General features: G+C 45.7%; 24 protein-coding genes. 9 read left to right on the top strand and 15 right to left on the bottom strand.

The genetic code is table 11. The features are described from left to right. Positions 1–405: 405 nt before the first annotated feature. On the top strand, positions 406–2,040 hold the full coding sequence (locus ACN0W5_RS08135) for a hypothetical protein (protein ID WP_417453652.1): 1,635 nt from the start codon (positions 406–408) through the stop codon (positions 2,038–2,040). A 186-nt stretch (positions 2,041–2,226) separates the two neighbouring features. Then, positions 2,227–2,763, top strand: coding sequence for a response regulator (locus ACN0W5_RS08140; protein ID WP_417453653.1), 537 nt, complete (start codon positions 2,227–2,229; stop codon positions 2,761–2,763). Between the two features lie 93 nt (positions 2,764–2,856). Here the strand turns inward: ACN0W5_RS08140 and ACN0W5_RS08145 are convergent, their stop codons facing one another. From ACN0W5_RS08145 to ACN0W5_RS08165, 5 genes are all read right to left on the bottom strand, one after another. Further along, positions 2,857–3,615: an anti-sigma factor family protein gene (locus tag ACN0W5_RS08145; protein WP_417453654.1), complete on the bottom strand. Its 759-nt coding sequence runs from the start codon at positions 3,613–3,615 to the stop codon at positions 2,857–2,859. Further along, positions 3,612–4,223 carry an RNA polymerase sigma factor gene (locus ACN0W5_RS08150; RefSeq protein ID WP_417453655.1) on the bottom strand — a complete coding sequence of 204 codons (612 nt, stop codon included), beginning with the start codon at positions 4,221–4,223 and terminating at the stop codon, positions 3,612–3,614. Before ACN0W5_RS08150 ends, ACN0W5_RS08145 begins: the two co-directional genes overlap by 4 nt. 101 nt (positions 4,224–4,324) lie before the next feature. Next, positions 4,325–4,819 carry a MarR family winged helix-turn-helix transcriptional regulator gene (locus tag ACN0W5_RS08155; RefSeq protein WP_417453656.1) on the bottom strand — a complete coding sequence of 165 codons (495 nt, stop codon included), beginning with the start codon at positions 4,817–4,819 and terminating at the stop codon, positions 4,325–4,327. 166 nt (positions 4,820–4,985) lie between these two features. After that, on the bottom strand, positions 4,986–5,429 hold the full coding sequence (locus tag ACN0W5_RS08160; RefSeq protein WP_417453657.1) for an organic hydroperoxide resistance protein: 444 nt from the start codon (positions 5,427–5,429) through the stop codon (positions 4,986–4,988). 148 nt (positions 5,430–5,577) lie between these two features. Then, positions 5,578–6,492, bottom strand: coding sequence for a LysR family transcriptional regulator (locus tag ACN0W5_RS08165; protein ID WP_417453658.1), 915 nt, complete (start codon positions 6,490–6,492; stop codon positions 5,578–5,580). Positions 6,493–6,629: 137 nt separating this feature from the next. Between ACN0W5_RS08165 and ACN0W5_RS08170 the strand changes: the two genes are divergently transcribed. The 4 genes from ACN0W5_RS08170 (at position 6,630) to ACN0W5_RS08185 (ending at position 9,369) form a co-directional block, all read left to right on the top strand. Continuing rightward, positions 6,630–6,923, top strand: a complete 294-nt coding sequence (locus tag ACN0W5_RS08170) for a putative quinol monooxygenase (protein ID WP_417453659.1) — start codon at positions 6,630–6,632, stop codon at positions 6,921–6,923. Between the two features lie 16 nt (positions 6,924–6,939). Next, positions 6,940–7,158 (top strand): DUF2798 domain-containing protein, encoded by a 219-nt coding sequence (locus tag ACN0W5_RS08175; protein WP_417453660.1) that lies wholly within the window; start codon positions 6,940–6,942, stop codon positions 7,156–7,158. 25 nt (positions 7,159–7,183) lie between these two features. Further along, complete coding sequence (locus ACN0W5_RS08180; protein ID WP_417453661.1) at positions 7,184–7,552, top strand: RidA family protein; 369 nt, start codon at positions 7,184–7,186, stop codon at positions 7,550–7,552. Between the two features lie 161 nt (positions 7,553–7,713). Continuing rightward, the gene (locus ACN0W5_RS08185) at positions 7,714–9,369 is read left to right on the top strand and encodes an ankyrin repeat domain-containing protein (protein WP_417453662.1); all 1,656 of its coding nucleotides are present in this window, start codon (positions 7,714–7,716) and stop codon (positions 9,367–9,369) included. Between the two features lie 4 nt (positions 9,370–9,373). On the opposite strand, the gene ACN0W5_RS08190 is transcribed toward ACN0W5_RS08185, so the two are convergent. The 4 genes from ACN0W5_RS08190 to ACN0W5_RS08205 form a co-directional block, all read right to left on the bottom strand. After that, positions 9,374–9,946, bottom strand: a complete 573-nt coding sequence (locus ACN0W5_RS08190) for a GNAT family N-acetyltransferase (RefSeq protein WP_417453663.1) — start codon at positions 9,944–9,946, stop codon at positions 9,374–9,376. 165 nt (positions 9,947–10,111) lie between these two features. Continuing rightward, positions 10,112–11,146: a cupin domain-containing protein gene (locus ACN0W5_RS08195; protein WP_417453664.1), complete on the bottom strand. Its 1,035-nt coding sequence runs from the start codon at positions 11,144–11,146 to the stop codon at positions 10,112–10,114. Between the two features lie 20 nt (positions 11,147–11,166). Beyond that, a complete protein-coding gene (gene pdxA / locus ACN0W5_RS08200; protein ID WP_417453665.1) occupies positions 11,167–12,171 on the bottom strand; it encodes a 4-hydroxythreonine-4-phosphate dehydrogenase PdxA in 1,005 nt (334 codons plus the stop codon). Then, entirely contained in the window at positions 12,171–13,259 is a 1,089-nt protein-coding gene (locus ACN0W5_RS08205; protein ID WP_417453666.1) for a four-carbon acid sugar kinase family protein, read from the bottom strand. Before ACN0W5_RS08205 ends, pdxA begins: the two co-directional genes overlap by 1 nt. Positions 13,260–13,333: 74 nt before the next feature. Here ACN0W5_RS08205 and ACN0W5_RS08210 point away from each other — a divergent pair, with 74 nt between their 5' ends. After that, positions 13,334–14,203 carry a LysR family transcriptional regulator gene (locus ACN0W5_RS08210; protein WP_417453667.1) on the top strand — a complete coding sequence of 290 codons (870 nt, stop codon included), beginning with the start codon at positions 13,334–13,336 and terminating at the stop codon, positions 14,201–14,203. 106 nt (positions 14,204–14,309) lie between these two features. Here the strand turns inward: ACN0W5_RS08210 and ACN0W5_RS08215 are convergent, their stop codons facing one another. The 4 genes from ACN0W5_RS08215 to ACN0W5_RS08230 all read right to left on the bottom strand — a co-directional run bounded on the left by ACN0W5_RS08215 (position 14,310) and on the right by ACN0W5_RS08230 (position 18,077). Then, a complete protein-coding gene (locus ACN0W5_RS08215; protein WP_417453668.1) occupies positions 14,310–14,894 on the bottom strand; it encodes a TetR/AcrR family transcriptional regulator in 585 nt (194 codons plus the stop codon). Between the two features lie 223 nt (positions 14,895–15,117). Beyond that, a complete protein-coding gene (locus tag ACN0W5_RS08220; protein WP_417453669.1) occupies positions 15,118–15,939 on the bottom strand; it encodes a bifunctional allantoicase/(S)-ureidoglycine aminohydrolase in 822 nt (273 codons plus the stop codon). A gap of 320 nt (positions 15,940–16,259) precedes the next feature. Continuing rightward, positions 16,260–17,042, bottom strand: coding sequence for a substrate-binding periplasmic protein (locus tag ACN0W5_RS08225; RefSeq protein WP_417453670.1), 783 nt, complete (start codon positions 17,040–17,042; stop codon positions 16,260–16,262). Between the two features lie 135 nt (positions 17,043–17,177). Further along, positions 17,178–18,077 (bottom strand): LysR family transcriptional regulator, encoded by a 900-nt coding sequence (locus ACN0W5_RS08230; RefSeq protein ID WP_417453671.1) that lies wholly within the window; start codon positions 18,075–18,077, stop codon positions 17,178–17,180. 111 nt (positions 18,078–18,188) lie between these two features. Here ACN0W5_RS08230 and ACN0W5_RS08235 point away from each other — a divergent pair, with 111 nt between their 5' ends. Continuing rightward, positions 18,189–18,713 carry a DUF2000 domain-containing protein gene (locus tag ACN0W5_RS08235; RefSeq protein ID WP_417453672.1) on the top strand — a complete coding sequence of 175 codons (525 nt, stop codon included), beginning with the start codon at positions 18,189–18,191 and terminating at the stop codon, positions 18,711–18,713. 12 nt (positions 18,714–18,725) lie between these two features. Here ACN0W5_RS08235 and ACN0W5_RS08240 read toward each other — a convergent pair whose 3' ends face one another. Continuing rightward, positions 18,726–19,169, bottom strand: a complete 444-nt coding sequence (locus tag ACN0W5_RS08240; protein ID WP_417453673.1) for a methyltransferase family protein — start codon at positions 19,167–19,169, stop codon at positions 18,726–18,728. A gap of 50 nt (positions 19,170–19,219) precedes the next feature. Beyond that, positions 19,220–19,810, bottom strand: a complete 591-nt coding sequence (locus ACN0W5_RS08245) for a hypothetical protein (protein ID WP_417453674.1) — start codon at positions 19,808–19,810, stop codon at positions 19,220–19,222. A gap of 337 nt (positions 19,811–20,147) precedes the next feature. On the opposite strand from ACN0W5_RS08245, the gene ACN0W5_RS08250 reads away from it, so the two are divergent. Beyond that, positions 20,148–21,404: a cation:proton antiporter gene (locus ACN0W5_RS08250; protein ID WP_417453675.1), complete on the top strand. Its 1,257-nt coding sequence runs from the start codon at positions 20,148–20,150 to the stop codon at positions 21,402–21,404. Positions 21,405–21,521: the final 117 nt, after the last annotated feature.

Below are 21,521 nucleotides of genomic sequence, written 5' to 3' on the forward strand. Positions count from 1 at the left end.
CGCTTTTTTCAAAATTTGTCAAGCTAAGCGAACAAAGTAAATCAAAACTCACAATGTCAACAAATTACAATACGATAAGGCTCAGTTATGAATGCAAACACCTCCAACAAGACACTACCCACAATAGAAGAGTAACGTGCTCTTAGAAAATTTTCCCTATTAGTCCTAAGAAAGGTAATACATTGAATATAAACAATTAATCTACTAACCTGACCAAGGAAAGATCGCTGCTCTGAATGACTGTTTTGTCATGAAGAAAAAGACGACTAAAAAAACCTGTTCTCTTTAGGGAAAATTAAGGGCCACCGTTTTACATAACACCAGTATTAAATGGCCTATGTATTTTTCGTTGGAAGAAAAATACGTTCATTTCCTTTTGTTCGCATCAACATTAAGAGCACATCCTTGACCGACCTATCATCTTCGCAGCATAGAAAAGTATTTTTGAAAAACGCGCTGTTGATGTGGGCGGGTCTTACCGTGCTGATCGTTGGGCTCAGTGTTTGGCTTTCGAATGGGCATCTGATCTATACACTGGATGATCCCTATATTCACCTGTCTGTTGCCGAGAATATTATTCGGGGGGGTTACGGTGTAAATGCCACGGAATATTCATCGCCCTCGTCTTCAATCCTCTATCCTCTTTTGCTTGTCTTCGGTGAATTTGTCGGGCTTGGGTTTTATACGCCCCTGCTGCTGAACATCGTCGCAGCCGGGCTTTCCGTTTATATCCTGTTGGATTTTTTCTGGTGTTATGTTCTCCCCCGAGCCACACCGTCAACGGACAACTTTGCGAATTTAGCGGCACTGCTACTCATCCTGTCGATCAGTGGTCTTGCCTTGCCGATGACGGGGATGGAACATTCCCTTCACGTCTTGATTGCTTTGGCAACCATACGCGGCTTGATTACACTAGCCGAAGGAACGCGCACGCCCCCCTGTCCCAACTGGTTTATCCTTGCTGTGATTTTGGGGCCGCTGGTCCGTTTCGAAGGCATCGCCCTTTCAGGGGCAACACTTGTTGCGCTTTTGTTTTTAGGGCGTTGGCGGCTCGCCGTTTTTATCGGTTTGACGATAACCGCCCTTATTGCACTCTATGGCGTTACAATGATCTCGATCGGGCAATCTATTTTGCCAAGCTCGGTCATGGTTAAATCCAATGTTTTTGTATCTGGAACTGAACAATCAGGTATTGCCAACAGTCTGCTGGCATTGGTGAATAACTTTCAGAACTCGCGATCTGAACGGTGGGGAATTATCTTTCTGGTGGCTATTCTGCTGACCTCGCTGTCGATTGTTTTGGCGTGGAGAAAGCATTCTTTATTTCAGGATAAATTTTGGACATCGTCCAAATTTATTATTGGCGGCGTTCTTATTCTGACACTGCTGGCCCACATGGTTGCCGGGCGGTACAATTGGTTCCATCGCTACGAAGTCTATGCTGTCAGTGTCATGATCCTTGGCGGTCTTTACCTTTTGTGCAAGAACATCAACACATCAATAATAACCAACAGTTTCAAGGCAAAATTACTCTTTATCGGTACCCTGTTGTTTCTCGCCATCCCCTATGGCCTTGCCACAATAGCAACCCCCTTTGCATCCAGAGGAATTTATGAGCAACAGTACCAAATGCACCGCTTTGCAACCGACTATTTTGTCCGGCCTGTTGCGGTGAATGATCTGGGGTGGGTATCCTATCAAAATGATCAATATGTGTTGGATCTTTGGGGGTTAGGATCAGAAAAAGCACGCAAATTACGTGCAAACGGTAAGTTTGATCCCCAGACAGTTCACACGCTGGCGACCAGTAAGCATATCGACTATGCCATGATCTATCCCGATTGGTTTGAACAAAGCATTCCTTCGCAGTGGTGCCTGATTGCCAAGCTGGAAAGCGAAGCAATAACCGCAGCTTCGGGCACGGTGCATTTTTACGCCATTTCAGACTTTGCCACCAAGAACATGTCGACTTCTTTAGATCGTTTTGGTGAAACTTTGCCAGACAGGGTTATACTGGAACGTTTTGAATGCACGAAATAAATGCTCATTATTCCCACATCACAACACGGCTTAACGAAAAATAAACCAAGCGGACCGCATATCTATCTCTTTGAAGATGCGACAATCTTTAGAATAGTCTTATATACAACAACGGATTAAACTTAGCGCTAATCCAGCAGGACTGTTCTTGATGAGTGTCCGGAAGTATATGTTGAGTGAACAAAATTGACAGTAGCCTGTGACCTAAAAGACGTCGAATTTCTGATCGTCAATGATAATCCCGTCATGCAGCGTATTGTGAAAACAATCTTGCGTGCCTTTGATGTGAGTAATCCGCGTGTAGCCTCGTCAGCAGAAGAAGCCATCCAAGCCTTGCGGAATATGCCATCTGATATCGCGATTATCGACTTGGACATGACACCTGTGGACGGGAACCAGCTTATTCAACAGCTACGAACCGAAGAAAATAGCCCCGCGCCTTTTATCCAGATTATTGCCTTAACCGCCCATGCCGAAAAAGAATTGGTCACAACATCACGGGATAAGGGCATGAATGAGTTTTTGCTAAAACCCCTTTCGCCCATGATGCTGTATAAAGCCATAGAACGGATTATCAAACGTCCCCGTCCCTTTGTCCGCATTGATGATTACGTCGGTCCCTGTCGTCGCCGAAGATACGATGATCCCAAAGAAGACCAGCGGGAAGACGACGACGTTAGTTTTATTCCTGAAAACACCTTTCCCTGGAACAGAAACGCCTAGACCGGGAAGTCTCCGTTAGAGGGTAAAGCCCCCCCTCAACAATAGGAACAGCTTAAGAGACCTTATTTCCATAAGCTTTATAGCCAGTAAGCTTTATAGTAGGGCCTGAAAACGGGCTGCTCCCTCACGGATAACCCTATCATTTTCGCCACCAATAAAGAGAAAAGCGTACCCATTTTTACGCCAACTGGCGGCCGCCATGCCTTCCAGCTTTTCCATACCAATGGTTTCTGTGTTGTCTTTGTTTGTTCTGATAATACACAAAGCGACAGGCTGTCCATCGGGGGATAGGTAAGCCATTTGAACCAATGGCTTACCCTTGAACCCGAGCAGTTGTGCACGTTTGAATGACAATTCGGAATCAGCAGTCATTTTGACCAGATCAAAGCCAATCTGCCCTGATATGTCTTCCAGATTTTTCTGTATCTGTTCCGGAGACAACTGAATATTACCGAGGGTATCACCAACATACAGCGATTGATACGCCGCAACGTAATGCTTCCACCCCTGCGCTTCGCTTGGTGCAAAATACGTCTTCCCAAACAAGCCGCCGACAACCAGACTAATCAAAACCGACGCGGCCAGAGATCCCGCATAAAGCAAGCTTCTTGGGCTTTTATTTGATGCTAATGTCCTATCGATCAGAACATCAGGTAAACTAGGGGCCTGATCCGTCACCTGTTGCATAGCTGTCTTAAGTTCATCCACAGGGATAGAAAGATCTTCGAGGCGCTTCATTAGAACGGCGTCAACCTCTAGCGCACTTTCAATTTTTTGGGCCAATTCCGCAGAGGCTTCGCCATCAAGAAAAGCCGTCAGATCTTCGTCTGAGAAATGTGTTTTCTGGCTCATTCCGACCCCGTCCCTTCTCTGTCCATTCGTTTCGAAATTCTGCCCCGTGCCGCGGCCAGTCTGCTCATAACCGTGCCAATTGGTATATCCAGCACCTGTGCCGCGTCTTTATAACTAAATCCTTCGACATAAACCAAAAGAACGGCTATGCGCTGCGCTTCTGGTAAGAGGTACACCTCTTTTAACACCTGAGAAGCGTAAATATTCGTTTCTGTGTCCGTTTTTGTATCTGGTAGGTCAACATCACCGACAGATACCAGCCCGCCACCCCGACGAACCGCTTGTGATCTTAACTCATTCAACCAGATCCGTTGCGCAATTTTGAAGATCCAACGATCAAGATGCGTACCGGTTTCAAACTTGTCGGCTTTTTCTAACGCGCGTTCACACGCAGCCTGCGCAAGGTCGTTCGCATTGTCTTTGTTCCGTGTCAGAACCAGACAATAGCGCCACAAGCGGGGAAAGATTTCTGCCAATCCCCGACGCACAGTCTCTCTTGATTTTTTTTGACCAAAGATCGGAATAGCCCGGCCTTTCCCTGTTAAATTTGGGTAAATTAAATAACTTTCAATCTTCCCGTCTGCCAGCTTTAACAAAAGCCAAAGCAATAAACCAGCCCAGAGATTAAAGCCTGTATGATCTTGAGCACAATATCAGGTATTTTTTCGTAAGATGTTAGTTTTTTGAGCGGTATCTCAAGCCTTCGAGCTTACGCCTTCGCGCCCATGGCCTTTGCCATGTGGTTGAGTTTGGCTAGAAGATCTTGAAATTCATCGAACGTCAGGCCAACAGAGCAAGAGACATCTTGCTGCATTTTTGCCACGCCTTGTTCCAGTGATCGCCCTTGTTCCGTTAGCTTGATCATAACTCTGCGCTCATCCTCAACAGAACGGTTTCGACTGACGACTCCCGCCTGCTCCATTCGTTTAAGCAAAGGAGATAACGTACCAGAATCAAGGCCAAGATCTTTTCCCAAAGCATTCACCGTGGTCTCACCCTTTGGTTCCAGCGCCAGATAAACCAGATACTGTGGATAGGTCAGGTTAAGTTCTTTGAGGTACGGTTGATACTTTTTGATAATAGCTTGCGAATTACGATAAAGCGCAAAACAAAGCTGTTCTTCCAGATGTGAAACCTTGGGCAATTTTACTACCTTTGACGTGGCCTTGGCCTGTGACAATTCTTTTTGCGTAATATTAGTCATTACACCACAAAAATACTTTCAAACAGAGACAATATTAACGGTTCCTAAGGTTATCTGCCGTTTCATATTTGCAAATAGCCCATCTAAAATCAAAGCGCACTGCCTTTATCTTTAAAAAGAAACAGGCAATACGCTTTGACCTAGCTTTAATTAATTTACCACCGTGTCAGGAAACAAGTTTAAGCTCAACATCCACGTTGCCACGGGTTGCGTTTGAATAAGGGCATACCTTGTGCGCTTTTTCGATAAGATCTTTTGCCACAGCTTCTTCGATACCCGGAATGCTGATGTTCAACACAACCGCAATGTTAAAGCCACCCGGAATTGGACCGATGCCAACTTCCCCAGCAATTTTAGTTTCATCCGGAAGTTTCACTTTCGCCTGCCCAGCGACAACCTTTAGCGCGCCAATAAAACAAGCGGCATAGCCACCCGCAAACATCTGTTCCGGGTTCACCCCAAAAGTTCCAGCGCCACCAAGTTCTTTTGGTGTTGTCAAAACAATGTCCAACGCCCCGTCATCTGATTTGATCGTTCCTTCCCGACCACCCGTCGCTTCTGCATAGGCTGTATAAACGACTTTTTCCAATTTTTGTGCTGCTTGACTCATAAAATTAACTCCGAATGAAATATTAAATTGTGATTAATTATATTGTACACAATTTAATTAATGCAAGAGAAATTTTTCAATTTTATAAATGCCCTCCATTAATAACGAGAACAAAAACAACTTAACAACAGAGAATACCAAACTTTAATCAAATCTCGCCTTGTAAGATCTTACTCTTGGCAATGAAGTCTTGCATAAAATCCCGCAAGCACTTCGCCCGAGCACTCAACAACCGTCCCGTCGGCCAGACGGCAAAGATCTCGCGCTGTGCCCCTTGCCATTGTGGCAAAACCCTAACCAACGTTCCCTGTTTCAATTCCTTTTCGATTTCGCTTACAGGTAATAAAACAATGCCGTGCCCATCCCGGGCAAGATGCTTCGCCAGAGCTATATCATCAATAACCGTTGATGCCCGGGGACGGATTTCTTCCCAGCCGGACGTTTCAAACCTCCCCTTAGAAACCTGATACAGTTTCCAAATAGGCACCGTGTTCACCAGAAGAATACGATGTGCCTCTAGCTCAGTCAGATCCACTGGTTCCCCCTGCCCCGTAAGATATTCCGGTGACGCGACCAAAATTGAGGAAACAACACCCAACTTCTTTTGAAACAGTTGAGAATCCTCTTGTGGACCAATACGCAAAGCCATGTCCACATGTCCCAGATGAATATCTTTGGTTTGGTTACTCAGGAAAAGGTTAAGCTGTATGTCAGGATAGAGACGAATAAATTCTGACCACATCGGCTGAAGAATACCAACAGAAACATTGGTTGGGGCAAGAACGCTCAACTTGCCATTGAGTTGCTGTACATCGGCACTTAAATGTCGGCTCGTAGCCTCGAACTGCTGCACCAAATCAGCATAGGCCTTGTAATAAACTTCTCCCTCTGCCGTTAAGTTAAACTTACGTGCAGATCGGTGAATAAGCTGACACCTCAATTTATCTTCAAGTTTTTTCAATCGACGGGAAACTGTTGCCGCAGGCAAGTGTAAATCCTGTGCCGCCGCCGCAAGGCTGCGCTTTTGGACAATACGAACAAAGAGTGAAATATCGTCAAACATGATTTCATTTATGGAATTTGAAAACTCGTTATTAGCTATATATCCTATTAACGAAATTAATTAAAGCTATTGCCTGTAGCTAAAACATTTACCCCACAAACAGTTATACCCATGAACAATTATATTGAGAGAGAAAAATGAACAAGCTTTGGATTAGTGCAGGCATCGAACTTCAAGATGGCGCGGATTTAAACACTGTAAAAACGGCACTCTGCCAACTGGTTGCCGATACCGTTAAAGAGCCCGGCTGTATCAAGTTCGAAATCCTGCAACAACAGGACAAACCTGAATGTTTTACCCTTTGGGAATGCTGGGTGAACGATGATGCCCTAAAGGCACATTTTGAAGCCCCCCACACCATCGCCTTTCTGGAAAATAACTACACCAAGGTAAACTATATCGAACGCCTGCAAATGAATACTGCGGCGTAGAACAGAAAGACGACACATGAAACACCGGATCGTCTTTTCAATCCTGATGTCATTCATTCTTTCACTGTTGATGACCTGTTGGGTTACCTGGATCAATTTGGGATGGGGCCCGGACTTTATAGATAAGTGGTTCATCGCCTTTCGGTTGGCTTGGCCCGCAGCGGCCATCATCGCCTTTGCCTTAGGTCCCTTTATCCAACACACAACTCAACAGATTGTCCGTAAAATATCTTAACCAAGATAGGTAGGAAAACATGTCAATGGAACGAATCAATTATCCCGAACTCGGGCTGCCCGTCGGTCCCTATACCCATGCAGTCATCTACGGGAACGCTCTTTATACATCAGGCTTCACAGCCTTTGGAACACCTGAACAACACGCATCTATCAGTGATCAGGCAAAAGCAATCTTTTCACAACTGGAAACCATAGCCAAAGCCCAAAACACATCCTTAGAAAACCTCGTCAAAGTTACCATTTTTGTGACAGATATGACTGACATGGATAGTCTTCGACTTGCGCTTATGGAAATCTACGGAGAGCACACACCCGCAAGTTCTCTGATAAAAATAGAAGCCCTTTTTGCCCTGGAACTAAAGATAGAAATCGAAGCGATTTTTGCGCTCTAACGCAAGGTTTTACCTTATCCCATTTAGGCAAAGCCCCACCCAACAAAGACCTGAGCCTTCGTCTCTGGTCTTTGTTGGGATGTCGAGAACGATATTCGGCAAGCTCAATTAATGACACCATCAACAGTTTGCACTCAGCCTGACAGTTTGGTATTTTCCCTGTGGCCGATCAAAGAGGCCGCCGGGTCCGCGGAAAGCTTCATTGCACTTTGTTCGATATTGATTGTTTCTGGATTTCCATTCCCCAGATCAGCGGGCCATCGGGTGAAGAAAATGGGAAACCAATGCCTTATCAAAACGCAAACATCGACACGTTCAAAAAACAAGCCAAACGGCTGAAAAAGGCCTATGCCTCTGGCGATACTGAGGCTCGGGTACGTGTGCGGGAAATCTTACCTGACAAGTTGATACTAACCCATGCCGACTTCCTATTTGTCATTGCGCGGGAACAAGGACACCAAAGCTGGCCCAAGCTTAAATTTGCGCTAGAAATTTCGGGTATGGATAAAGAACAAAAAGCTGATCGTTTGCGTTCAGCTCTTTATCTAGGACATCGATGGATTATCGAAAAATTACTCACAGAGAGCCCAGATCTAACTTCTTATGATTTGGGTTTACAAATCGCCACCTACGATATCGAAGCTGTTCACAAGGCACTCGCTGATAATCCCAGCTTAGCGACCAAAGCAATCAAAGGGCGATTGCCTTATCACCACCTGTGCTTTTCTCATTACATACATGTTGTACCAGAGAAAGCAGACAAAATGTTAGCCATAGCCCAGCTGCTGCTCGACAAGGGTGCAGATTTTAATCATGGCATGTCGCCAGACTTTAGTTCACATGGAAATAACGAACACACCTTATCCCCGCTTTATGGCGCGCTGGGTCATGCGAACAATATGGTTTTGGCTGAATGGCTTTTAAAAAAAGGTGCCAACCCTGATGACAACGAGAGCCTATACCACGCTACAGAGTTGAGCCATCATCAGGGCCTAAAACTCCTCCTAAAATATAATGCTAATCCGAAAGGCACCAATGCCTTAGCCCGAGCACTGGATTTCAAGGACCAGACCGCCGTTCAGCTTTTACTTGATCACGGCGCAGACCCTAACGAAGTCGCCAAAGAGCACCCAAGCGGGCAGCCAGTTGACACGGTACCAGCCCTGCATCAGGCCGCGCGTCGGCAATGTGGATCAGATATAGCCAAGATGCTTTTAGAATATAACGCAGACGCCAACTACGTTTGGCAAGGGCATACAGCCTATGCTCTCGCCCTTATTCACGGAAATTCTGATTTTGCAGATACCCTATCAAAAGCGGGTTATGCACATGCCCTTACGCCAAACGAAGTCGTTCTGGCCAATTGTTCTAGCGGGCGGCCAACAGGCAAAATCACAGAAGAGCTAGAGGGCGAAGATCCCCTATTAATTACCAAGCTCATCACAGAACCTGACCGGCTTGACCACGTAAAATCTCTTGTTGCTGCTGGGCTTGATATAAACCAGACCGATGCAATGGGGCTTTCCCCTCTTCATTCGGCTTGTTGGGCCGGGTTACCGGATCAGGTTTCATACCTGTTAGAATTTGAACCAGATCTAGAACAACTCAACAATTTTGGTGGGAATGCTTTTCACACAACCCTCCACGGGGCTTCGAACTGCCCGGAACGAAAGCAAAGAGATCACATATCCTGTGCTCAATTACTTCTTGAAGCTGGGGCAAAATTTGACCCACGTGATATCCAGAACGTTGGTTCTGAAAATATGGCCTTATTCCTCGAAGACTGGCTGGATAATCATCCTACTGCTATAAACTAAAAACCTATTCCGGAAGACTATTACTTCCGTCATTAAGGGGCCGCTGCATGAGAACGCTATCCATCCAGCGGCCAAACTTAAACCCAATGGACTTGATGGTTCCAGCCAGCTCGAACCCCATTTTTTGATGGAACGTTATGGATGGCAAATTTTCTGAATCACCAATAACCGCGATCATCTGGCGATAACCACGGGCTTCGCACTGATTAATCAAATCATCCAACAACAAGCGACCAAGCCCTAAACCACGGGCATCCTTGTGCACATAAATCGAATTTTCCACCGTATAACGATAGCCAGGTCGAGGGCGGAAGGACGAAGCATAGGCATAGCCCACAACCTTATCGTTTTGAACAGCAACCCGATAAGGATAGCCGCCACCAACGACACCATTTTTTCGCGCAAGCATTTCAGCGTGATCAGGCGGCGTTTCCTCCCAACTGGAAACACCGTGCAGGACTTCATCTGCGTAAATTTCCTGAATGCACGCTAAATCGCTGTCATCAACATTTCGGATTACAATTTGATCTCGTGGTAAGGTGCTCATGTCGATCTGATTTTCTGAAAACAATGCCATTTATATCATATTTATCCGTCCACTATCCCTGCTACAGACAGATTCTTGCAAGCTCTAAGAACATTCACCCAGCAACATAACAGCTATCTGTTCCTTGAGGCCAAAAGTCAATATTCTTCAGTGGGGCAAACATAAATCAGAATATTTCATCTCTATACTTCAGCTTTATACTTGAGCCAAATCCGTAACCCGTCGCTCATCCTGCGCATTACCAGTGTTCACTGTCGTCGCAGGTTCCAAAAGCAAAACTTCACAGGTATCAGATATGGCAACCGGACAGTGTTCAACACCGTGAGGCACGATAATAAATTCACCTTCGTTGACCATTTCATCCCGATCGCGGAATTTCATCATCAAACAGCCTTTGTGGACCAAAAACAGCTCATCTTCAACAGCATGATGGTGCCAGACAAATTCGCCTTCGAACTTCGCCAGTTTCACCATCATGTTATTAACTTGCCCCGCAACATGCGGGCTCCAGGTATCAGTAAATTTACCAAAGGAATCATCAAGATTTTTTGTGGAAATTCTGGAAACATGATCGTTCACATCCGCAACGTCTTTTAAAATCGAACGAAGCTGTGTATCCAGATCATTCCCCTGTGCGGGGTATATACCGTCCAGAGCAGCCGTCCCAATTGTAAAGCCGCCAGCCCCCGAGTTTTTGACATCAGCGATACGTGTTTTGGTATCAATAGATCCTGCCATGATTACAGGTTTATTCGTAGCCGCACAGACCGCAGCCATCAGCTTCCCAACATTTTCCTGTGACCGATAGGCCAAAAGATCTAATCCATCGACACCGTCGCGCGAAGCCAGATCCTCTGCACTGGCAGCAATTTCATCAATAGATCCTTCAAGGATGCTCGGATGTCCCACAATCTTACCCGGAAAAGGATAATACTGAATACCAGATCCTTTGATAATAGGTAAGACGGCCTCGACATTGGTGCCACCAAGCAAGATATCAACACCGATCTCCACCGCGGCTCTGGCAGAAGTAACTTCGCTCTCCTTATCCAAAGACACAACTTCGAGATAGCTCGTCGCGCCCCCTTCTTTGATTGACTGATTTAACGTCTTTAACCGTGAAAAAGGGAGCCCGACATCTTTGAAACCAATATGGTGAACACCTGCGGCAAGGGCCGTTTCCAAATGCTTCTCTGCATCATCAACAGTTTTATCGTTACGTGTGAGCATAAAAATAAATCGTACCCCCATTACGTGACATCCTTCATTTTAAATTTAACCAATTGATTTGCATAACCGATTGCAGTTTCAAAACTTGCTGAATCAGCAATACCCTGACCCGCAATATCAAAGGCGGTTCCATGGTCTGGGCTTGTTCGAACAAAAGGTAATCCAAGGGTTATATTAACACCTTTTTCTAGCCCCATATATTTCACAGGTATTAATCCCTGATCATGATATTGGGCCACGACAATATCGAACTGTCCCTTGCGTGCTTGCATAAATACCGTATCACCGGGCCATGGACCTGATGCATCGATCCCTTCTTGCCGGGCAGTTTTAATCGCAGGAGAGATAATTTCTATTTCTTCGCGACCGAATAAGCCCCCTTCCCCAGCATGCGGATTTAATCCCGCAACGGCGACCCTTGGTTGAGAGATCCCAAGTGCTCTTGCTCCTTCGTGGGCCAAACGAATAGCAGCCATCTGCGCATTATAATCTGCATGTTTAATCGCCTCAGAAAGAGCACAATGAACCGAGACCAAAACGGTGCGAATTTCATCATTCGCCAGTAACATAGCAACGTGCTCAGTCCCACCCAGATCAGCCAATATTTCTGTGTGCCCCGGGTACCCAATGCCCGCAACCGAAAGAGCTTCTTTGTGAATAGGTGCCGTCACAATACCACGGACCCTTCCAGCAAGAGCATACTTGATGCTTTGGACAATCGCAGTATAAGCAGCTTGACCACATTCAGCGCTGACGCTTCCAAAAGATGGTAATAATGCGAATTGATTTGTTGGCATCACTTCGAGAACGCCATGAAGAAATTTAGCATCGTCGATCTGATCCAAAACCCGCACGACCATATTACGCTTTAACAGCGTCACCGCACGTTCCATCACCTTTGGACACCCGAACACGATGGGTTTCACATCATCAGTTTGTTTATAAAGGGCTTCAACGATGATTTCAGGACCAATACCTGATGGATCACCCATCGTAATGGCCAAGGGTTTTTCTGCAATACCCATCAGATTACTTTCGATAGTTGTACATTCGGCACACGAAGTTGTTTAGTGAGTTGTTTTGTGGCCCTAAGCAATGTTTCACCTTCGCCAAAACCCCCAGCCTTCATCGCCAGAACAATATTCTTACCACTGGCAAGCCGGGCTATCCCCAATGGAAAACCGGGCTCAAATTCGCCGACAAGAGAAAAATCACCAATATCGAGCTCTTTCAAAAGCGCATCCATCGTATCACCCCCTGTCGCAATCAATGCATCATATCTTCCACTTTGAATTAACCTAGCAGCCTGCAGAGTTAATTCGTGCAAGACCTCTGCGGAACCTTTCGACCTTTCTTCTGGGACAGATAGACAAGTTATGTCGGTTTTATTTTGCACATATTTAGCTTGCTGCTGACTAATCGGATTTGCACTGCCAACAACAACCAGAGAATTTCCTGCATAGGGTATGGTGGAATTTGTGACCTGCTTGGCGAACAATGCAGCCGCTAATGCAATCGCTATCCCGGGAGATCCGACCCACAAAATATCTTCAGGATTTTCAAAAGCCGCAACCTGCTCATTCAATTCATTCTGCGTTTCTGCATCCAGAATTTTTACATCTTCAATTTTATCCGGGATCAGATCAGAGACTTGAGATGTCCGTACAGGATGAACCGGATCGTTAGCATAAGAAGTTTCGAACACAGGCGTACCATTAATGAACTGGACCCCGTTTTGCGTGGTCCTGCCCGCTTCGGGGAATGCAGGTGCAATAACAATTTTTTTGCGACCAGCACTCTCGAAAGCAGCTTTCAGTTCTGCTTTAATATTTCCTCGCAAAGTTGAGTCTATTGTCTTTAACAATATAGCAGAATCAGATGCTTCTTTTATTGCCTGACCAACGACCAAGGCGGCGGCAGTTTCATTCATAGATCGACTATTACAATCGATCGCAATAACACCTTTGGATGCTTTTAAGAACGCGTCTTGGCCCCATCTGTGAACGGTGGCATTAAGCCCCCTTTGCAAAAAAGGAGCTGCACCATCGGCAGCGGAGGTAAGATCATCCGCAACAATAAGGATGGGTGAGCATTTAGGATTTATTTTTTTCATATCGTGATAATAACAAACATATAAAACATGAATATCTATATTAATTCACTATTATTCGTGATATATAATCACAAATGAAAAGATCAGAAATTCCTTCTCTAGATGATATCCGTGCCTTTGAGGCTGTGGCTCGACTGGGTTCCGTAAAAGCAGCATCAGAAGAACTGGCGCTCACCCATGGTGCCGTCAGCAGACGCATAACCAAACTGTCGCAGGAAATTGGGATCTCCCTATCTGAACCCGATGGACGCGGCATTCGGATAACACGTGATGGCGAAATTCTTAGCAAAGCAGCGCGTAATGCTCTGGATGAATTGTCAGAAGCTGTCGCAACAATCAAACAGGATACGAGTAATAGCCCCATTGTTCTGTCCTGTGAACGTTCCGTCGCCATGCGCTGGTTGATCCCAAGACTAAGCCACTTTCAAGACCGCCACCCGGATGTTGAGCTGCATTTGTCTGTGGGGGGCGGCACACTGGATTTTAAACGTGACAGTATAACACTCGCAATTCGACGGCTGGATTTCCCGATAAGTCCGGATTGGAAAGTCGAAGTGCTTATGCAAGAAAAAATTGGTCCAGTAATGCAACCCGGGATGCGGGTCCATTTTGACAACCATAATTACATCGGCCTGTCATCCAAAACCCGTCCTGATGCTTGGAAAGAATGGTATTCACAGCAAAAAAGCACCCCCAAACCAAGAGAGATCCGGCCACTGGACCATCATTTTTTGATGATAGAAGCCGCGGCCAATGGTCTAGGCGTTGCACTTTGCCCTTATGTTCTAGCCATAGACGATCTTGAAAAAGGACGGTTGGTCGCCCCCTTGGGTTTCCGAGAAGACGGTAGCGAGTATGGACTAATTTATCCCCGAAATCTGCCACAGACAAAACACATTCATCTCGTTCGGAACTGGCTTGCCGAAATTTCCACAGGTGCTTGATCCAAAGGCGCTTGATATGAATATTTCATCCTGATTCAAACAGGAAAGCCAATCTAGGTAGAGAAATCACCCAAGTTTTTTTGTATGGGTAAAATAAAACACTGATCTAGGACACCGTTTTTCCGGCGATCTGCACAGCGCAGGCAATAATGTTTTGAGAGATCATCTCTTTTAGCTCGGGGCTATGCATGGCACGTGCAAGATTAACCCCACCAATTAAAACACTCAACATGGACCAAGCTCGCGCAACTCTTTCTTCTTCTGTACCGTCCGCAAGTCCTTTGGCAACAAGCGCCGTTATTTTACGCATCTTGCTTTCAAATAGAACCCGAAGCTCCTGATCAGAACGAACCACTTCGGATGTCAGGCTCGACATGGCACATCCACAGGCGCGATTATCCCGGTTATCTTCCCCAAGATAGTACTGTGCAAAAGCTTGGACCCAATTCGCACCATTTTTCTGCTGGAAGGCAGGAATACCCGCTATAACTTCGTCCAACCCGTCCAACACGGCAGCCGTAAAAGCACCATCTTTCGATCCAAAGTGTGCGTAGAATGCCCCCGAAGTAACGCCAGCTTCCTTGGCAATACCATCAACGCCAATACCCGCATAGCCATTGTGCCGGAAGCTTCGCCCCGCGGCAGCCAACATACGTTTATGAGTTTCTTCCCGTTTGCTTAACTTCTGCACCAAGGTGTCATTACTCCAAAAGATTAGATCTTTCCTCGAATATGCCAGCCCTCCATGACATACCGATCGTTATATTTATGTAATAAAAATTTTCATATCCGACAAGAGACAACATGAACATTATTCATGAAGAATACAGGATTGATCTGCAAAAAATTTTGTTATGTATGGGGCTTAAATTTAACGTCATCGTTTCTTACTTTTTGATGAACGGGCAATGCCCCTAGCCCAGTTTCATGTGACGGTTAACGTCTTTATAGAGCAAATAGCGAAAGGGACCAGGCCCGCCGGCGTAGCAGGCTTGCGGGCAGAAGGCGCGCAGCCACATATAATCGCCGGCTTCGACCTCGACCCAGTCCTGATTAAGGCGATAGACCGCTTTGCCTTCGAGCACATAGAGGCCGTGTTCCATGACATGGGTTTCCGCAAAGGGGATCACGCCGCCGGGCTGGAAGGTAACTATATTGACGTGCATGTCGTGGCGCAGATCGTCTGGTTCGACAAAGCGGGTCGTCGCCCATTTGCCGTCGGTATCAGGCATGGCGGTGGGGGCGATATCTTTTTCATTGGTAACGAAGGCGTCGGGCTTGTCTAGCCCTTCAACGGCTTCATAGGCCTTGCGTACCCAGTGAAACTTCACCTGGGTATTTGTATTGTTGACCAAGCTCCAGTTACAGCCCGCCGGCAGGTAAGCATAACCGCCCTCGGTCAGGTCGTGAGTTGTTCCTTCGATGGTCAGGCTTAAGCCGCCTTCGACCACAAAAATCACCCCTTGCGCCTGGGCATTAGGCTCGGGTTTGGTACTACCGCCACCGGGCTGGACCTCCATAATGTATTGGCAAAAGGTTTCAGCAAAACCGGACAGCGGCCGCGAAAGCACCCAGAGCCGGGTCTTCTCCCAATGGGGCAGGAAGCTGGTGACGATATCGCTCATGGTCCCCTTGGGGATCACGGCATAGGCCTCTGTAAACATGGCACGGTCAGTCAAAATCTGGGTCTGCGGGGCCAGACCGCCCTGAGGGGAATAGTAAGAAGAGTGCGACATGTCTTTGACCTCGAAAAAGGGTGGTGAAATGGAAAATGGATTAAGTAAATATTGCAGTGAGGTAATATCACTATTCTAGGCTCTGTTGCAAAAATTTCAGAAGCCCTTATGCATTTTTGCAAGGCCCTTTTAAGCAGCCAACCTATCTGTACCGTCACGATAGAACGGGAAAACTTCGCTCAAAGCATTCGGTCCAATACTCAAGGCACTGCCAATAAGACGTCCCTACCCCATGATATCAAGCTGGATTTTTAGGGTACTGGTTTGACCTTTCTTTAATGACCTCATGATTTCCCCCCTATAGCTTGGTTACGTATCAATCAACCACTTGGACTGGACGTCACGCCATAAATACGTAAATAGCGGTCATAAATTTTTTCGTATTCGCCATTATCTTTTATCTTTTGCAACGCCTTATTAAATTTAGTGCAGACCTCGGCGTCCCAAAAACCCATGCGAGTATAAGCAACGGGAAGGATATCATGAATTTTAAACAAGCTTGCCGGAACATTATTTCCAGAAAGGTTCTTTAAACTATTCAAGAAAATAAACAGGTCCCCAACACTGACATCAACACGCCCATCCCAAAGAGCTTGCGCCTGGACCCCCGGTTCAGAAGCAACCGAGAACATGCCATTCTCCACAACAGAAGCGAAGCTTGGTCCAAAAAAGTCCTTGGCCCCCTGAAAAGCAATAATATTTAACCCTTCTAGATCTTCGATTTTTTCCAGGGTTATGTTTGTTTCCGCACGCGTTATGGCCACATCCCGAAATCTGAAAGCCGGATCAGATCGACATGCATCGACCTCGACACTGTCAAAAAGATTAGAGACTGCATCAACTTTTCTACGAGTGAATTCTTGCCATAATCGATTATTCGGACGCCCAAAGATAAAAACGGGGTCATGATCAGGAATTTCTTGAAAAACAGCTGCTATAATCTCAGTAAAAATACCGGTATGATTCTCGGCAACATAATAGGGTTCGAAGTTCCCCATAGCTATCGTTACGTCCTTACTAGACGCTTGCGTCGAAAAGAAAACGAAACCAACAAGAAACAGCAGTAACTGGATAATTTTAAGAACTGGTAAAAGTGACGCCACCTAACTCTCCCCACAGAGAAACCCCGACATCAACTTCAAAGACCCCAACATAAACAAAAAGTGATGATTTTTATCGTAGTCTTTTTTTTTACTTTTCGCCAGCCAGATAGACACCGAAATAAACATTCTCCCTGTCTATAGTGTGGATTGACGTTTCTTCACACATTTTTCAAGATAACGAATTAATCGATAGGTCAGTCCTTCACGCGGTGCATTGGGGGGCCATATGGCATAAACAGGTAAGCTTTCGGCCTTCCATTCCGGGAAAAGTTCGATCATTTTACCCTGCCTGATATCCTCTGCCACCAGGAAATCCGGTGGTGTAATCACCCCCAAACCAGCACGTGCCATTTGTACAACCGCATGAATATTATCCAGGACAATCTGTGGTTCATAAGTCAACCGCACACATTCCCCCAACTTGTTTATCAACAATTTATCATTTGGTCGCATCCTAAGACCGATAAAGTCCCAACCCGACAGATCTTGAATTTTCAACGGCTTTGGACGGTTTTTCAAATAAGCAGGTGAAGCGACAAGCTTACGTTCCATGTCTGACAGCTTCTTGGATTTTAAAGTACTATCGCGAACGGTCCCAACGCGGATCGCAACATCAATTCCATCACGAATAATATCTTGTTGATGGTCGCTGAAATTAATCAACAACTTAATCTTGGGATGCTCTTGTGCAAAACAGGCCAAATCGTCAACCACTGGCCCCTGAATTAGCCCGGCAGGCAAGGTAATACTTAGCCTCCCTGTGGGTTCTGTCGCTTTTGTCGCAATGGCGTCAAAGCCACTTTCAGCCAGTGACAACATTTCCTTTGCATAACCAAAAAGTTTCTCTCCATCACTGGTTAGGGACAAGCGGCGGGTGGATCGATATAGCAAGGCCACGCCCAGCTTTTCCTCTAGTTGGGAAACATGGTGGCTAACAACAGACGGTGACAGCCCCAGTGCGCGCGACGCGGCCCTAAATGATCCGGTTTCAACCGTCTTTGCAAAGACGGTCATTGCTCTTAGCTCATCAATCATTAGGCCAATATTTCAAACAGTAAAATTCAATTAGATCATATTATCACAATAACCTGACAAAGCTATAGTTCCCAAGTCCTCTCAATTTCAGCCAACGCAGGAAAAACAAAAATGGATAACAGAACCGGGAATGATGCCATGTTCAATAATGGCTTATCGACAAAAAAAACTGATGAAATAAACACGGCGATTGTTCCTGATTCAAATACATCCCCCGATCTTCCTGCTACGCATAAATGTGTCATTGTCGTTGATCAAACAATGCCCATTGGTTTCATCGCCAATACGGCCTCTGTGCTCTCTCTTTCTATTGGAAAACAACACCCGGAACTAATTGGTCAGAACATCAGGGATAATGACGGTAACTTACGTCAGGGGATTACAATCTTGCCCGTCCCTGTGTTGAAAGGTACCGACCCCTTGTTGCATGAACTCCGGGAAAAGGTTCGCCCGTACGAGCCTGACCTGACAGTCATCGATTTGATCACAGCAACACGAACCACCCGGACTTATACGCAATATTCAGAACAAATGCTGACCACACCTGTAGAGCATCTGCACTATTGTGGTATCGCGTTATACGGCACACAAAAACTGGTCAATAAATTCACCGGAAACCTAGGGCTGCTTAGATGAAACAACCATGCCTTAGACCCAACGGCGCACCTTGGCTTTATAGTCCATATAGGCTTGCGCAAAAGTCTCGGCCATCATCTTTTCTTCATAGGAAATATACCACCGATCCACCACGGTAATAAACAAAGCGCAAATCAAAAAGGGTGACAGAGCCCCCAGATACAGCGCGACACCAAAAGTAGAAATTGCAAGCCCCAGATACATCGGATTACGGCTAACTCTAAAAAGCCCCGTTGTAATAAACTGATCCGGCCTGTTAAACGTTTTTAAGTTGGTCTTTGCGCGCATGAACTGCACACCTGCGATCAACGTGATACTCAAACCACCAATAAGATCTAAAATCCCTATCAGGGTCCAAGGGTACTCTAGAAACCTGAGGATCGGGTAATAAGTACTCAATAACGCCATCATCACCACACAGACTAAAAAGAAAAAAGGCGGTAACAGTCTTTGCATATTCTCATCCTTTCAATCTGTTGTAGATAATAGTAATCACGGACAACGCCTTAGGATAAGCCGCTTAGCTTCCCTTGGCTCGAGAAGATATAATACCGCATTTTCCTTTGCCCCCGAACGAACAGAAAAATCACAAGAGTACTAAAAACACCGATAAACATTCCCAAAAGAATTTGCGACGGAAAAAAGTTTCCAACAAAAATGACGCTCCAAGCGTTTGCCATACCAAGAACGAATATGCTGATGCTGAACAGATAGATCCTGAACCAGACGATACATGCGAATGTTAGTGTTGATAAAAAGATGGGATAAGGCCCCATCCACTGCCCTAAAGAAGCCCCATGCATCCAGGAAAACCCAATACTTATATCACTGGGTGTCACCAATGGGTAAATCCATGCGACTAAATGGTTGAGCATAGTCGCCATCCCGATCGTCGCCAGAACGGGCAAAATTCCACCGGCAAGATCGCCTTTTTTTCGCAGGATAAGAATCAACAGTCCGGATACAGCAATAAGCTGTGGCCACCACGATAAAAAACGCCCCCAGTCAATCAGCCACAAAGCTGTATTGGATGTCGCATTAATCATTGTAAAAAGATCTAAATTCAAGTTCTGCACGGGGACACCAAATATCAACACATCAATTTCTCTTCGTCTCAAATGACACTGCGCGACCAGAGCTTTTAAAGCACTGAGCTGTATCAATCGTCTTTAATTCATTTGCCTCTGGGGTTTTATGAATCATTTACTCTTAAGAACTTATGAAACATGCTTAAAATTTCCAATGTCTCTGATATAATGTGCCTGATATAAAGGTCCTCCCTTACAGAAACCTGACGGTACATTTTAATACCGCAGTTTATAAATGCCCCTCCTTGATGCCCCTGCATCACACTAAAAATCATTCCCTTATTGAACTTTTACCCCTGCCTTATAAACTGCCTCATCCAATAATTTTTATTTTAGCGATTTGTTTATGCCAACTCTTTCTCTTTTTAATATTGCGGCAATAACCATTACACTTGCTGCCTGCTTCGGATACATCAATCACCGCTGGCTTCGGATGCCAATTTCTATCGGTCTGGTCATCATAGCTTTGTTTGCCTCAATTATTGTGATGCTGATTGACATTGTCCTGCCAGAGTTGGGAATTCAAAACGCTGTCAGGCTCTCCCTTGCTCAAATCGATTTCCATGAAACCCTGATGAAAGGCATGTTATCCTTCCTCCTCTTTGCCGGGGCGCTCCACGTCGATATCGAAGACCTGTTACATCGTAAGTATGCCATTACCCTTATGGCGACCTTTGGGGTGCTGATATCCACGTTTCTGATTGGTTTCTCCATGTTTTATCTGACCGGCCTAATCAATCTGGAAATCCCGCTGATTTATTGTCTGATTTTTGGCAGTCTTATCGCCCCGACCGATCCTGTTGCCGTTCTTGGTATTCTCAAAACAGTTAAAGTTCCCCGTTCTCTCAAAGCGAAGATTGCCGGGGAAAGCCTGTTCAATGACGGTGTCGGGGTTGTTGTTTTTACCATTCTGGTTGCTATTGCCACCCAAGCCCCATCAGATGATGCCATTGGTGCTTACGAAATCACACGTCTCTTTTTGTTGGAAGCTGGCGGGGGTGCTGTACTGGGGTTGGCAACCGGATATATTGCCTACCTTGCCCTAAAAAGTATTGATGAATACACCATCGAAGTCTTGATCACACTCGCATTGGTCATGATGAGCTATAGCCTAGCTTATGCCCTGCATTTCTCAGGCCCGATAGCCGTTGTGATTGCCGGACTTCTTATTGGGAACAGGGGCATGCGCTTTGCCATGTCAGAAAGCACCCGGGATCACGTCAACAAATTCTGGACACTGCTGGATGAGATCATGAACGCGGCACTATTCCTGATTATCGGCTTTGAGATCCTCGCTATTACCGAAACAGCAACAAATTTGATCGCAACCTTGGTCATGATCCCTGTTGTTCTTATCGCGCGTTTTATTGCTGTGGGGCTTCCCATCAGCCTATTAAGCCTAAAAGCGAAATACACCCCTGGGGCCGTTGTCGTCCTAACCTGGGGTGGTCTTCGTGGTGGTATTTCGGTTGCGTTGGTTCTTTCCCTGCCTAACATCCCAGAAAAAGAAAGCTTGCTCGCCATTACCTATGGCGTTGTTATTTTTTCTATTATCATTCAGGGATTAACCGTGAAAAAAGTTGTCGAACGCTTTGTGAAATAAGCAGGTCATCGAGAACAAAAAGGCAGCGGAAACATGCCGCTGCCTTTAAAACTCACAAGAAAATCAATTAATCTATCTTACCCCAGCCTATCTTATCTCAGCCGACCTTAACATCGG

Source organism: Kiloniella sp. (assembly GCF_048270245.1).
Lineage (GTDB): Bacteria > Pseudomonadota > Alphaproteobacteria > Kiloniellales > Kiloniellaceae > Kiloniella.

Bases quoted from the DNA above. Each gene is read 5' to 3' on its own strand.
- ACN0W5_RS08145 (WP_417453654.1), bottom strand. From the start codon at position 3,615: ATGAGCCAGAAAACACATTTCTCAGACGAAGATCTGACGGCTTTTCTT.
- ACN0W5_RS08155 (WP_417453656.1), bottom strand. From the start codon at position 4,819: ATGACTAATATTACGCAAAAAGAATTGTCACAGGCCAAGGCCACGTCA.
- ACN0W5_RS08160 (WP_417453657.1), bottom strand. From the start codon at position 5,429: ATGAGTCAAGCAGCACAAAAATTGGAAAAAGTCGTTTATACAGCCTAT.
- ACN0W5_RS08165 (WP_417453658.1), bottom strand. From the start codon at position 6,492: ATGTTTGACGATATTTCACTCTTTGTTCGTATTGTCCAAAAGCGCAGC.
- ACN0W5_RS08170 (WP_417453659.1), top strand. From the start codon at position 6,630: ATGAACAAGCTTTGGATTAGTGCAGGCATCGAACTTCAAGATGGCGCG.
- ACN0W5_RS08175 (WP_417453660.1), top strand. From the start codon at position 6,940: ATGAAACACCGGATCGTCTTTTCAATCCTGATGTCATTCATTCTTTCA.
- ACN0W5_RS08180 (WP_417453661.1), top strand. From the start codon at position 7,184: ATGGAACGAATCAATTATCCCGAACTCGGGCTGCCCGTCGGTCCCTAT.
- ACN0W5_RS08190 (WP_417453663.1), bottom strand. From the start codon at position 9,946: ATGGCATTGTTTTCAGAAAATCAGATCGACATGAGCACCTTACCACGA.
- ACN0W5_RS08195 (WP_417453664.1), bottom strand. From the start codon at position 11,146: ATGCTCACACGTAACGATAAAACTGTTGATGATGCAGAGAAGCATTTG.
- pdxA (WP_417453665.1), bottom strand. From the start codon at position 12,171: ATGGGTATTGCAGAAAAACCCTTGGCCATTACGATGGGTGATCCATCA.
- ACN0W5_RS08205 (WP_417453666.1), bottom strand. From the start codon at position 13,259: ATGAAAAAAATAAATCCTAAATGCTCACCCATCCTTATTGTTGCGGAT.
- ACN0W5_RS08210 (WP_417453667.1), top strand. From the start codon at position 13,334: ATGAAAAGATCAGAAATTCCTTCTCTAGATGATATCCGTGCCTTTGAG.
- ACN0W5_RS08220 (WP_417453669.1), bottom strand. From the start codon at position 15,939: ATGTCGCACTCTTCTTACTATTCCCCTCAGGGCGGTCTGGCCCCGCAG.
- ACN0W5_RS08230 (WP_417453671.1), bottom strand. From the start codon at position 18,077: ATGATTGATGAGCTAAGAGCAATGACCGTCTTTGCAAAGACGGTTGAA.
- ACN0W5_RS08235 (WP_417453672.1), top strand. From the start codon at position 18,189: ATGGATAACAGAACCGGGAATGATGCCATGTTCAATAATGGCTTATCG.
- ACN0W5_RS08240 (WP_417453673.1), bottom strand. From the start codon at position 19,169: ATGCAAAGACTGTTACCGCCTTTTTTCTTTTTAGTCTGTGTGGTGATG.
- ACN0W5_RS08250 (WP_417453675.1), top strand. From the start codon at position 20,148: ATGCCAACTCTTTCTCTTTTTAATATTGCGGCAATAACCATTACACTT.